We start from the raw sequence: 12,290 nt of genomic DNA, 5'->3' as shown, positions 1-12,290 counted from the left end.
GGCACCGCTTCCGGTGATGAGGGCGTTCACGCGGCATCCCCCTCCGCTCGCTCGTTCGTGCTTCCGGTGACGAGGGCACTGAGATGCGCGAGGGTGAGCCCCTCCGTCGTCACCTCGTGTGCCACGCGCCCGCGCTCGAGGACGACGACGCGGTCGCTCAGGCCGAGGACCTCGGCCGGGTCGGTCGAGACGACCACCACCGCGGTCCCGGATTCCGCGAGCTCGGACAGCAGGCGGTAGATCTCCTGCTTCGCGCCGATGTCGACGCCCACGGTGGGCTCGTCGAGCACGATCACGCGGGCACCCGCGGCGAGGCTGCGGCCCAGCACGACCTTCTGCTGGTTACCCCCGCTCAGCAGGCGCGTCTGCACGCTGGTGTCACGCGGCCGGATGTCGAGACGATCGGCCAGCTCGGCGGCGCGAGACCGGGACGCGGCGTCATCGAGCAGCCCCGCCCGGGTCGCCTCGGCGAGGGTCGAGAGCGTGAGGTTGCGCTGCGTCGAGAAGTCGAGCACGACACCGTCGTGGCGGCGATCGCGCGGAACGAGCACCACGCCCGCCTCGAGAGCTGCGGCGGGGCTCGACGGCCGGAACCGGCGCGCGTCGAGCGAGAGGTCGCCGGTGTGACGGTGGAGGCCGACCAGGGCCTCGGCCAGTTCCGACGCCCCCGAGCCGAGCAGTCCCGTGACCCCGAGGATCTCTCCGGGGCGCACATCGAGGTCGACGCCGTGCACGGCAGACCCGACGCGCAGGCCACGGGCGCGAAGGACCGGCTCGGCGGTGACGGCGGGGCGACGGGCGGGATAGAGGTCGTCGATCTCGCGCCCGATCATCAGGCGGATCATCTCGCGGCCGCTGTCGGGGCCCATCGCGTCGATGCGTCCGACGTCGAGCCCGCCGCGGAGCACCGTCACGCGGTCGCAGATGCGGGTGACCTCGCCGAGGTAGTGCGAGATGTACAGGCTCGAGATGCCGCGGTCGCGCAGGCGCCCGATGATCCCGAGCAGCTGCTCCGCCTCCGCGCTGGCGAGAGGGGCGGTGGGCTCGTCGAAGACGATGAGGCGCGCGTCGTCGTCCACGAGCGCGCGAGCGACCTGCACCAGTTTGCGCTCGGCGGGGCCGAGGTCGCGCACGAGTCGAGCGGGCGAGAGGCGGATGCCCAGCACCTCGTGGAGCACCTCGGCGACGCGGGCCTTCATCGCTCGAGCCCGCAGCAGCCCGCGCGCGCTCTGCTCGTTGCCGAGCCAGATGTTCTCGGCCACCGTCATGTCGGGGACGAGCTGGAGCTCCTGATGCACGAAGCGGATGCCGGCGGCGTGCGCGTCGGCGGACGTGAGACGCCCGGCATCCGCACCGTCGATCGCCACCGCGCCGCCGTCGCGCTCGTAGATCCCGGCGAGGATCTTGATGAGTGTGGACTTGCCCGCGCCGTTCTCGCCGACCAGGCCGTGCACCTCGCCCGGACGCACGTCGATCGAGGCGCCCCGGAGAGCCGGGACGCCCGCGAACGCCTTCGTGACGCCGGTCATCTGCAGGACCGGCGTCACGAGGGGGGAGGAGCTGATGGTCACTGGGTGTAGCCCAGCTCCTTCGAGACCTTCTTCGCCTCGTCGGGGCCGGCGACCGGGATGGTGTCGACGTAGCTGACCTTCTCGACCTCCTCGCCGAGGAAGTACTTGCCGACGTTGTCGGCCGAGATCGTCGCGATCTTGCGCGGCAGCTGCGCGATGTTGCCCACGAACGGGCTGTTGGGCTCGCTCATGATCTCGAGGGTGTCGGGGCCGGCGTCGAAGGCCGTGACCTTGACGTCGGTGCGGCCCGAGTCCTCGATCGCCTGCACGACACCGATCGCGGGCTGGTCCCAGCACGCGACGTGGATGTCCTGGATCGTGCCGACCGGGTACTTCTCCAGCAGCGCGAGCGTCTGCTGACGCGCGTCGTCCGGGGCGTTGGCGAACTGCTCCGCGAGCTCGGGCTCGATCAGCGTGATGTTCGGATAGTTCGTCGACAGCTCGTTCTTCCACGCGTCGTAGCGCTCTCCGCAGAACGACAGGCTCGAGCCGAAGGCGTTGAAGACGGCGATGTTGCCCTCTCCGCCGAGGGCCTCACCGGTGATCTTGCCCAGGGCCGTGCCGCCGACCTGGTTGTCGGACTGGGCGTTGTTCACCGCGTACTCCGAGGCGTGGTCCACCCCGAAGACCGGGATTCCGGCGTCGTGCAGCTGCTGGAGCTTGGGGTCGACCGACGCGTCGCCGAGGATCGTGATGACGGCGTCGACGTTCTGCGCGAGGAAGATGTCGTGGTTCTGCGCGTGCAGGGTGTTGTCGCGGTTGCCGTCGGTGGTCAGCGGCGTGCCGCCGAGCTTGGTGACCTCGTCCACCGCGCCTTGGAAGGCCTCGCGGTCCCAGAAGTGCTGCGTGCCGACGACGGCGATGCCGATCGTCTTCCCCGCGAGCGGCTGGTTCGGATCGACGCCGTCGCCGTTCGGGGCGGCGTCGCCTCCCGAGGAGACGGTGGTGCACCCGGCGAGGGCGAGGCCCGCCGCGACGACGAGCGCCGGGAGGGCGAAGAGGGACTTTCTCACGGTGGGCTCCTGTGGGGCCGGTGGGCGCTCGCGTCGGTGCGCGCGTCGCCGCGGATGCTGTGTGGGGACCGCCGGGCAGCGGTCTCTCGAATCGTAGGGAGGGGTCATCACGGCGTTCGACTCGGGCGTCACACGGTGAAATGAAGCCGTCACCGATGTGCCCCTCAGTAGGCTTCGCCCGTTCGCCCACCCGAGGAGACCCATGCCCCAGCCTGCCGCTCGCGTCGTCACCGTCGGACTCCACGTCGCCGACGTCCTCGGCCGCTACGTCGAGGCCATCCCGCCCGGACAGGGGCTCGCTCTGCTCGACGAGATCCGCCTCACCGTCGCCGGGACCGCGGCGGCCACCGCCGTCGATCTCGCGCGCCTGGGCGTCGCCGTCGCGACCGTCGGCGCCGTCGGCGACGATGCGCTGGGCGTGTTCCTGCGGTCGACGATGGCCGCGGAGGGCGTCGACGTCACCGGGCTCGCCGTCCGGCCCGAGCGTCCCACCTCGGCGACGATGCTGCCGATCCGACGCGACGGAAGCCGCCCTGCGCTGCACGTCATCGGCTCGAACGCCGCGATCCGACCCGAGGACCTCGCCTCCCTCGCTCTCGACGGCGTCGCCGTCCTCCACCTGGGCGGCTCCTGCCTGCTCCCGGGGATCGACGGACCGCCGAGCGTCGACCTGCTGCGTCGTGCACGCGAGGCCGGGATCGTGACGACGATGGATTTCATCCCGACCGGGGGTGCGGGCGATCGCGACGCGGTACTCCCGTGCCTGCCGTTCGTCGACTATCTGTTCCCGAGCGAGGAGGACGCCCTGTCGTTCGCCGGGACGCAGGCGCTCGACGAAGCCATCGCGTTCTATCTGGACGCGGGCGTGCAGACGCTCGTCGTCACCCGTGGCGCCGCGGGGGTGAGCATCAGCACGCGTGAGGAACGCGATATGCGCTTTGCGGCATATGCCGTCGACGTCGTCGACACGACCGGGTGCGGCGACGCGTTCAGCGCGGGATTCATCTGGGGTCTCCTGGACGGCGCGGGCGTCGGGGAAGCCGCGCAGCGCGGTCTCGCCTGCGGGAGCCTCGTCGCCACCGGCCTGGGCTCCGATGCAGGGATCCGCTCGGCGGCCGACGTCGCCCGGCTGCGGGCGGAGGGCGTCCGCGGGGCCGTGTGAGTCGGCATCCGGTGTCGTCCCTCGAGTGCGCGTCGACCAGGCGCAACCTCGATCCGAGGGGAGGGATGCCGCGTGTCGGCCGCGCATCGGCGAAGTCGCCGGGGCTGCGCGCCGGCCTCGTGAGACAATGACCACGGCGTGCTCGGACCGACCTTTCCCCGCACGGCGCCGCAGCGATTCGAGCGGCGCCTCCGGGTCGAAGGGCCACCGAGCCCCAGGACAGCGTCCGCCGCACCTTTCCTCCGAGGAGCAGAGATGTCCGCTACCCCCGCCACCGCCACCGAGGCGACGACCGAGCGCGTCCAGCAGCACCGCCGGTACCTCATGTGCAAGCCCTCGCACTTCACGGTGAGCTACAGCATCAACCCGTGGATGGAGCCCTCGCGTCCCACCGACACGGATCTCGCCGTGCAGCAGTGGCAGGCGCTCTACGACACCTACATCGAGCTCGGTCACGAGATCGACCTGATCGACCCGCTCGAGGGGCTGCCCGACATGGTCTACACGGCCAACGGCGGGTTCGTCATCGACGGGGTCGCGTACGGCCCCAAGTTCCGCTTCCGCGAGCGGGCCGCCGAGGCGCCCGCGTTCATCGAGTGGTTCGCCGCCAACGGCTTCGAGGTCGCCGAGCCCGTCGAGGTCAACGAGGGCGAGGGCGACTTCCTGCTCGTCGGCGACACGATCCTCGCGGGCACCGGCTTCCGTTCGACGGGCGACAGCCACCGCGAGGTCGGCGAGGTGTTCTCGCGCGAGGTCGTGTCGCTGACACTCACCGACCCGCGGTTCTATCACCTCGACACCGCGCTCGCCGTGCTCGACCCGGTCGAGGGCCCCGGCGGCGTCGACAAGGCGAACATCGCGTACCTGCCGAACGCCTTCGACGAGCACAGCCAGGCGATCCTGCGCGAGCGCTTCCCCGACGCCATCCGGGTCTCGGATGCCGACGGCTCGGTGTTCGGTCTCAACTCCGCCAGCGACGGGAAGAACGTCATCATCTCGCCGCGCGCGAAGGGCTTCGAGGCGCAGCTGCGCGAGCGCGGGTACACGCCCGTGCTCGTGGATCTGTCCGAGCTGCTGCTCGGCGGCGGCGGGATCAAGTGCTGCACGCTCGAACTGCGCGGGGGCACCCGATGAGCACCGCCGTCGACGACCTCGGCGCGCAGCTCATCGCCGCCGAGGGGGCGCATCTCGCACACAACTACCACCCGCTGCCGGTCGTCGCCGCGCGCGCCGAGGGCGTCTGGGTCACGGACGTCGAGGGCAAGCGCTACCTCGACCTGCTGTCGGCGTACTCCGCGCTGAACTTCGGCCACGGACACCCGGCGATCCTCGCCGCCGCCCGCGAGCAGCTCGACCGGCTGACGCTCACGAGCCGCGCGTTCCACAACGACAAGCTCGGCCCCTTCGCCACGGCGCTCGCGCAGTTGTGCGGCAAAGACCTGGTCCTGCCGATGAACACCGGAGCCGAGGCCGTCGAGACCGGCATCAAGGTGGCGCGCGCCTGGGGCTACCGCACGAAGGGCATCGCCGCGGACGCCGCGACCATCATCGTCGCCACCGGCAACTTCCACGGTCGCACCACGACGATCGTCGGTTTCAGCGACGACCCCACCGCGCACGACGACTTCGGCCCGTACGCGCCCGGTTTCGTGCACGTGCCCTACGGAGACGCGGATGCCATCGCCGCCGCGATCGACGAGAACACAGCCGCGGTGCTCCTCGAGCCCATCCAGGGCGAGGCCGGCGTCGTCGTCCCGCCGGAAGGCTTCCTCCGTCGCGTGCGCGAGATCTGCACGGAGAACGACGTGCTCTTCATCGCCGACGAGATCCAGTCGGGTCTCGGCCGCGTCGGAGAGACGTTCGCGTGCGACCGAGAGGGCGTCGTGCCCGACGTGTACCTCCTCGGAAAGGCGCTGGGCGGCGGCATCCTGCCGGTGTCTGCGGTCGTCGCGAACGAGGACGTCCTCGGCGTCATCCGTCCCGGCGAACACGGCTCGACGTTCGGCGGAAATCCGCTGGCCGCGGCCGTCGGCTTGCGCGTGGTCGAGATGCTGGCATCCGGGGAGTTCCAGACCCGCGCGAAGGCGCTGGGCGCGCACCTCGAGCAGAACCTGCGGACGCTCGTGGGCCAGGGCGTCACGGCCGTGCGCATCGCGGGGCTGTGGGCCGGTGTCGACATCGACCCCGCCGTGGGCACCGGTCGCGAGATCGCGGAGAAGTTGCTGGCCCGCGGCGTCCTGGTGAAGGACACGCACGGCCAGACGATCCGCATCGCGCCGCCGCTCACGATCCGCGCGACCGAACTCGATTGGGCCGTCGAGCAGCTCAAGCACGTGCTGGCGGCCTGACCGCACCCGCTCTCGCGTGAGGTGTCGGATTTCGTCTCTTCGGAGTCCGCTCCGGCGACGAATCCCGGAATCTCGCGCGTGAGCGTCACGCGACCGAGATCGTCGCCTCGTCCCAGCCGGTCGCGCCGTCGGGGGCGGGAGGGGCCTGGTCGGACGTCTGCGTGCTGCCGTCGGCCGAGATGGCGCGGCAGCGCGCGGTGTGCAGGCCGCTCGTCGCCTCCCACGGCAGGCTCCACTGCACCCACGTGTCGGCGGAGATGGCCGTCGCCAGCGTCGCCGGCTGCCACGGGCCGTCGTCGACCTGCACCTCGACACCGGCGACGCCGACGTGGTTGTGCCAGGCGACCCCGGCGATGACGGTCGAGCCGGGCTCCACGCGTGCACCCGCGCGGGGGACGTCGATGCGCGACTGCAGCTTCACCGGTCCGCGCTCCGACCATCCGCGCGGGGTCCAGTACCCCTCGGCGCGGTCGAAGCGCGTGACCTCGAGCTCGCTCACCCATTTCGTCGCGGAGACGTAGCCGTAGAGTCCTGGCACGACCATGCGCACCGGGAAGCCGTGCTCGATCGGCAGCGGTTCGCCGCTCATGCCGATCGCGAGCAGCGCGTCGCGGTCGTCGGTGAGCGCCTCCAGGGGACTGGATGCCGTGAACCCGTCGACGGAGCGCGAGAGAACCATGTCGGCCTCGGCGGTCGGCTTCGCCCGCGCGAGGATGTCGCGGATCGGCACGCCGAGCCACCGCGCGGTGCCGATGAGAGAGCCGCCGACCTCGTTCGAGACGCAGACCAGGGTGGCCACGGTCTCCTTCTGGGGGAGGGCGACGAGGTCGTCCCAGCGCAGCACCACCTCCTGCTCGACGAGGCCGTGCACGCGCAGCGTCCAGGTCGCGGGATCGACCTGGGGCACGACGAGGGCGGTGTCGATGCGGTAGAAGTCCGCCGACGGCGTGATGACGGGGGAGAGGCCGTCGATGCCGAGGTCGGCGGCATCCGGAACCGTGGTCGTGGTCGCGGGCTGCGGCAGGCGCAGGGCGGAACGCACGGCGCTGATCGCCCGCGCGCCGCCGCTCAGCGCCACCGAACCGAAGGCGGCGAGGGCGCCGGCCATGACGGCGACGCCCGAGAGGGCGAGCACGCCGCGACGGGTGACCCCCTCGTCCGCGCGCGGATCGGCGACGGGCCGCCGGGGCGGACGACGGAGGCGGCCGACCAGCAGGGCGCCCACGACCGCCGCCCCCGCTCCCGCGATGAGCGACGGCACCGGAGACAGCAGCCCCGCATCGGCGCGCGTCAGCGACACGACGGCGCCGAGCGCGCCGAGACCCGCGAGCACCACCCGGCCCCACGGCGGACGACGGTTCTCGAGCGCGCCGGCCACCCCGGCGACCACCAGCAGCAGGACGGCGATGCCGACCAGCAGCGCGGCCTTGTCGCCCGTGCCGAACAGGTCGATGGCCAGGTCCTTCGCCCACGCGGGGGCGAGATCGATCATCGCGCCCCCGATGACCGCGAAGGGACTCGCGGAAGGGGCGACGAGCGCCGCGGCGAGCTCGCCGAGACCCGCCCCGAGCACGGTCGCGGCGATCCCCGCGACGACGGCCGGGAGATCGCGCAGGCGGGAGGGAGCGGGGGTCACCTTCGGAGCCTAGGGAGCGCCGACCGCGCCGGTGCCGCCGGGGGCGGAACTCACAGCCAACCGGAACCGTCCGCGCGCATCCGGGCCCACCCACGCTCCGCAGCGGTAGCGTTCCCCCATGCGTGAGAGCCTGCGGCACGTCCGGCGCCCGGCGGCCGAGGGCACGCCCGCCTTCGACCTGGCGTACGTACGGACGGGACCGCGCGGCGCGACCCCTGTCGTGATCGTCCCCGGGGGCCCGGGACTGGCGTCGGTCCTGCCGTACCGCGGCCTGCGGCGACGGGCGGCCGGCGGCGGGCTCGATGTGATCATGATCGAGCACCGCGGCATCGGGCGCTCCCGCCGCGACCTCGACGCCCGCCCGCTCCCTCCCGCGGCGATGCGCATCACCGCCGTGCTCGACGACGTCGCGGCGGTGCTCGACGCGGAGGGCGTCGATCGGGCGGTGATCGTCGGCTCCTCCTACGGCAGCTACCTCGCGATGGCGTTCGGGGCGCGGCATCCGGAACGGGTCGCGTCGATGCTGCTCGACTCCGCTCTGCAGTCGGCCCACGACATCGACATCGAGCGCGCTGCCGTTCGAGGATTGTTCTGGGATGCCGACGACGACATGGCCCGCGGGGTGCGGCGTCTCGTGACGGCGGGGGTCTCGGAGCGCATCGTGCTCGACGTCGTCCGCGCCGCGTACGAGCTCGGCGGGACCGACCTCGTCCACCCGCTCGTGCGTCACGAGCCCGGTCTCGCGTGGCGGGCGCTGACCGCCTACGCCACGCGCGACGCGGAGATCGCCGACATCCCGCGCATCTACGAGTTCGACCTCGTGGGCACGATCGCCTTCCGCGAGTTGGGCTACGGGGGCACCCTCGACGGGCATCCGCTGGACCCGGTGCGCACCTACCTGCCCCTCGCCTCGCGCTACCCCGCCTTCGCGGGAGAGCCGTACGACCTGCTCGAGGCCGTGCGCGGGTTCGACTGGCCGCTCGTCGTGCTCTCAGGCGATCGCGACCTGCGCACCCCGGCCGCGATCGCCGAGCGGGTGGTCGCGTCGGCTCCGGATGCCACCCTCGTGCGCCTCCACAACGGTCACAGCGCCCTCGACACCCATCCGATGGCACTCCTGAACGCCATCCGGCGGCTCGTGCGCGGGCAGCAGGCGGCTCTCCCCGGCGATGAGCCGGCGCTCGACCGGCTGCCGCGCACCGGTGTGTCGGCGTCGTTCCCGTCGCTTCTCGTGCAGATCGCGCGGCTGGACGCCCTGGTCCGCCGCCGCGTGCTCCGCCGCCGCTGAGCCGCGGCGCCGACGAGCGGCATCCGCTGTCCGTCGGCGGGTCGGTGTCAAGGCTCTGTCGTGAAACGTTCCCCGCGCCGAGGGTGGGTCGGTGACAGACGGCGACCATCCCCGCTTCCCCCTGCTCCTCGCGCCCGGCGCGGTCGATCTCGACGGCGTCCGTGAGGCTCTCGAGCGGGCGGATGCCGTGGAGACCCTCGGCACCGATCTCGCCGCCACGCTCGCCTGGGCGACCGGGGTCCCCCGGCCGCGGTCGCTCGCGGCGACCTGGGAGCTGCTCGCCGGGGTCGCCGCCCGCGACGTCGCCGCGGCCCGCATGCTCGAGCCGCATCTCGATGCCCTCGCCATCCTCGACGAGGCGGCCGCCGACGGGATCGTGCTCGACACCGAAACGGACGGTTCGTGGGGGGTCTTCGCGGCCGAGGGGCCGGGCGCGCGCCTCGAGGCGCGACGGGATGCCGGCACCTGGACCCTGCACGGGACGAAGCCCTGGTGCTCCCTTGCCGCCGACCTCGACCACGCGCTCGTCACGGCCTGGGTCGACGACGACCACCGGCAGCTCTTCGCGCTCGACCTGCGCGGCCCGGCCGTGTCGGCGCGCTCGGGACCGTGGCACGCCCGGGGCCTCGACCGGGTCGTGAGCGCCCCGATCGACGTCGACGGCGCGATCGCCGTCCCCGTCGGCGATCCGGGCTGGTACCTGCGCCGACCCGGATTCGCGCACGGCGGGGTCGGTGTCGCGGCGTGCTGGTGGGGCGGGGCGATGCCCCTGCGCGACGCGCTCGCCGCGGCCGCCGCGGGGGAGCGGGCCGATCAGCTCTCGCGCGTGCACCTGGGACGCGCCGATGCGGCCCTGTGGGCGGCGCGCGCCGTCCTGGTGGAGACGGCGACGGTGTTCGACGGCGGCGGGTCGGCATCCCCGGGTCTGCGCGCCACCCGCGCGCGCACGGTCGTCGTCGACGCCGTCGAGCAGACGATCGCCGCGGCCGCGCACGCCCTCGGACCGGCGCCGCTCGTCGCCGACGAGGCGCACGCCCGGCGGGTGGCCGACCTCCAGGTGTACGTGCGTCAGCATCACGCCGAGCGGGACCTCGCCCGCATCGGGTCCGACGTCGCCGCGGGGGACGGAGGGTGGTGAGCTTCGACCACCGCGATCCGGGGACCGCCGAGAGCGTGTGGAGCCCCGCCCTGCGGCGCGAGCTCCCGGCGCTCGCCCTCGACGTTGACCGGCTCATCGTCGTGGCCGCGCATCCCGACGACGAGACCCTCGGCGCCGCCGGCGTGATCGCGACGGCCGCCGCCCGCGGCATCCCGGTCGACCTCCTCGTCGTGACCGACGGCGAGGGGTCGCACCCCGACTCGCCCACGCACAGCCCCGCGACCCTCGCCCTGGCCCGCCGCCGCGAACTGCGGGAGGCCGCGTCGATCGTGGGGATCGAGAGCGAGCCGGTGTTCCTCGGACTCCCCGACGGCGGCACCGACGACCACCGCGACGCCATCGCCGCGGCGGTGCTGCGCGCGGTCGACCGTGAGCCCTCCGACCGGGTGCTCGTGCTCTCGCCGTGGCGCGGGGACGGACACCGCGACCACCGGGTGGTCGGCGAGATCGTGGAGGACGTGTGCGCGGCGCGCGGGGTGCGTTCGCGCTCCTTCCCGATCTGGCTCTGGCACTGGGGCGGCGTCGACGACGTGCCGTGGGAGCGCGCGGAGCGCCTCGCCCTCGACGCGGCGGCTCGGGATGCCAAGACCCGCGCCCTCGACACGCACGCGAGTCAGCTCCAGGCGTTGTCGCCCGCGCCCGGCGACGAGCCGATGGTGCACGCGGGCATGCGCGCGCACTTCGAGCGCGACGGCGAGGTGTTCTTCGCCCCGGAGCCCGTCGCGGAACCGACCGCGCGGGACGCGGTGGCGATGCCCGCCGCGCCCTCCGTCGGGCAGGACTACTTCGACGACATGTACGCACGCCACGACGATCCGTGGGGGTTCGATTCGCGCTGGTACGAGCACCGCAAGCGCGCAGCGCTGCTCGCGGCACTTCCGCGCCGGCGCTACCGGGCGGTGTTCGAGGCCGGCTGCGCGACGGGCGCGCTCACCGCCGAGCTCGCCGATCGCGCGGACCGCGTCATCGCCGTCGACCTCGCCTCCGCTGCGCTCGAGCGCGCTCGCGCGCGCCTCGCCGACCGTCGGAACGTCGAGCTGCGGAGAGCGACGCTGCCCGCCGACTGGCCGGAGGGGGCGTTCGAGCTCATCGTGCTGTCGGAGGTGGCGTACTACTGGGCGGGCGACGACCTCGAGCGGGGGCTCGCGGCGGCCGTGTCGACGCTGAGCGCCGACGGGCACCTCGTCGCCTGCCACTGGCGGCATCCGGTCGCCGAATACCCGCGGAGCGGCGACGAGGTGCACGCCGCGATCGGCGCCCGACCCGACCTCGTGCGCCTCGTGCGGCACGAGGAAGAGGACTTCCTGCTCGAGGTGTTCGGGCGAGCGGGTGCCCGATCGGTCGCGGCCGAGGCGGGCCTGCTCGCGTGACGGCGCTGGCGGTGGTCATCCCGGCCCACGACGAGGAGGCGCTGATCGGTCGGTGCCTGGCCTCGGTCGAGCGGGCGGTGGCGCACGCGCGCGAGCGGGACTTCGGGCTGTCGGCGGTGGTCGTGGTCGCCCTGGACGCCTGCACCGACACCACGGCGGCGCAGGTGCGGCGCCGCGGGATCGAGGCGGTCGAGCTCACGGCGCGGCGCGTGGGCACCGCCCGCCGCCTCGGCGTCGAGCGGGCTCTGAGCCTTCTCGGGAGCGACCCGGCGCACACCTGGATCGCGATGACGGATGCCGATACCACGGTGCCCCGCGACTGGATCACGCACCAGCTCGAGCTGATGGATGCCGGTGTCGATCTCATCCTGGGCACGGTGCGTCCCGACTTCGCCGATCTCAGCGCGCGGCATGCGGCGTACTGGCGTGCGACGCACCGGCGCGGTGAACCCGCCGGCAACGTGCACGGCGCCAACCTCGGCGTGCGCGCGAGCGTCTATGCGCGGGCCGGCGGGATCCCCGATCTGGCCGAGCACGAGGACGTCGCCCTGGTCCGCGCGGTGCGGGCCATCGGGGCGACGGTGCGCGCGAGCGACACCCACGAGGTCGAGACGTCGGGGCGGTTCACGGGACGCACCCCGGCGGGATACGCCGCGTTCCTGCGCCGCGTGCACGCGTGGGTGGACTCCCCACCACTGGCCGAGACCGGCGCCTGACCCACGAGGCGGGGGTTCGTCAACCAC

The 12,290-nt window shown here is 73.2% G+C and carries 10 protein-coding genes; 7 read left to right on the top strand and 3 right to left on the bottom strand.

Annotated features, from left to right (window positions below):
- Nucleotides 1–26 precede the first annotated feature (26 nt).
- Entirely contained in the window at nucleotides 27–1,571 is a 1,545-nt protein-coding gene (locus AB0230_RS14225; RefSeq protein ID WP_366376404.1) for a sugar ABC transporter ATP-binding protein, read from the bottom strand.
- Entirely contained in the window at nucleotides 1,568–2,584 is a 1,017-nt protein-coding gene (locus tag AB0230_RS14220; protein WP_315994407.1) for a sugar ABC transporter substrate-binding protein, read from the bottom strand. The genes AB0230_RS14225 and AB0230_RS14220 overlap by 4 nt, the downstream gene beginning before the upstream one ends.
- Nucleotides 2,585–2,786: 202 nt before the next feature.
- Here AB0230_RS14220 and AB0230_RS14215 point away from each other — a divergent pair, with 202 nt between their 5' ends.
- The 3 genes from AB0230_RS14215 to rocD all read left to right on the top strand — a co-directional run bounded on the left by AB0230_RS14215 (nucleotide 2,787) and on the right by rocD (nucleotide 6,094).
- On the top strand, nucleotides 2,787–3,746 hold the full coding sequence (locus tag AB0230_RS14215; protein ID WP_366376402.1) for a sugar kinase: 960 nt from the start codon (nucleotides 2,787–2,789) through the stop codon (nucleotides 3,744–3,746).
- A 255-nt stretch (nucleotides 3,747–4,001) separates the two neighbouring features.
- Nucleotides 4,002–4,880 (top strand): dimethylargininase, encoded by an 879-nt coding sequence (gene ddaH / locus AB0230_RS14210; protein WP_363576971.1) that lies wholly within the window; start codon nucleotides 4,002–4,004, stop codon nucleotides 4,878–4,880.
- Nucleotides 4,877–6,094 carry an ornithine--oxo-acid transaminase gene (gene rocD, locus AB0230_RS14205; RefSeq protein ID WP_315994410.1) on the top strand — a complete coding sequence of 406 codons (1,218 nt, stop codon included), beginning with the start codon at nucleotides 4,877–4,879 and terminating at the stop codon, nucleotides 6,092–6,094. The genes ddaH and rocD overlap by 4 nt, the downstream gene beginning before the upstream one ends.
- 85 nt (nucleotides 6,095–6,179) lie before the next feature.
- Here rocD and AB0230_RS14200 read toward each other — a convergent pair whose 3' ends face one another.
- The gene (locus tag AB0230_RS14200; protein ID WP_366376399.1) at nucleotides 6,180–7,730 is read right to left on the bottom strand and encodes a molybdopterin-dependent oxidoreductase; all 1,551 of its coding nucleotides are present in this window, start codon (nucleotides 7,728–7,730) and stop codon (nucleotides 6,180–6,182) included.
- A gap of 118 nt (nucleotides 7,731–7,848) precedes the next feature.
- Between AB0230_RS14200 and AB0230_RS14195 the strand changes: the two genes are divergently transcribed.
- The 4 genes from AB0230_RS14195 to AB0230_RS14180 all read left to right on the top strand — a co-directional run bounded on the left by AB0230_RS14195 (nucleotide 7,849) and on the right by AB0230_RS14180 (nucleotide 12,263).
- Nucleotides 7,849–9,018 carry an alpha/beta fold hydrolase gene (locus AB0230_RS14195; RefSeq protein ID WP_366376397.1) on the top strand — a complete coding sequence of 390 codons (1,170 nt, stop codon included), beginning with the start codon at nucleotides 7,849–7,851 and terminating at the stop codon, nucleotides 9,016–9,018.
- A gap of 91 nt (nucleotides 9,019–9,109) precedes the next feature.
- Nucleotides 9,110–10,156, top strand: a complete 1,047-nt coding sequence (locus AB0230_RS14190) for an acyl-CoA dehydrogenase (protein ID WP_363576966.1) — start codon at nucleotides 9,110–9,112, stop codon at nucleotides 10,154–10,156.
- The gene (locus AB0230_RS14185; protein ID WP_366376395.1) at nucleotides 10,153–11,547 is read left to right on the top strand and encodes a bifunctional PIG-L family deacetylase/class I SAM-dependent methyltransferase; all 1,395 of its coding nucleotides are present in this window, start codon (nucleotides 10,153–10,155) and stop codon (nucleotides 11,545–11,547) included. The genes AB0230_RS14190 and AB0230_RS14185 overlap by 4 nt, the downstream gene beginning before the upstream one ends.
- Nucleotides 11,544–12,263 (top strand): glycosyltransferase, encoded by a 720-nt coding sequence (locus tag AB0230_RS14180; RefSeq protein WP_366376393.1) that lies wholly within the window; start codon nucleotides 11,544–11,546, stop codon nucleotides 12,261–12,263. The genes AB0230_RS14185 and AB0230_RS14180 overlap by 4 nt, the downstream gene beginning before the upstream one ends.
- Nucleotides 12,264–12,290 lie beyond the last annotated feature (27 nt).

The sequence above is a fragment of the Microbacterium sp. NPDC089190 genome (assembly GCF_040701795.1).
Taxonomy (GTDB): Bacteria; Actinomycetota; Actinomycetes; order Actinomycetales; family Microbacteriaceae; genus Microbacterium; species Microbacterium galbum.
The sequence above is the reverse complement of the archived record's forward strand: the minus strand, read 5'-3'. Positions and strand labels throughout refer to the sequence as shown.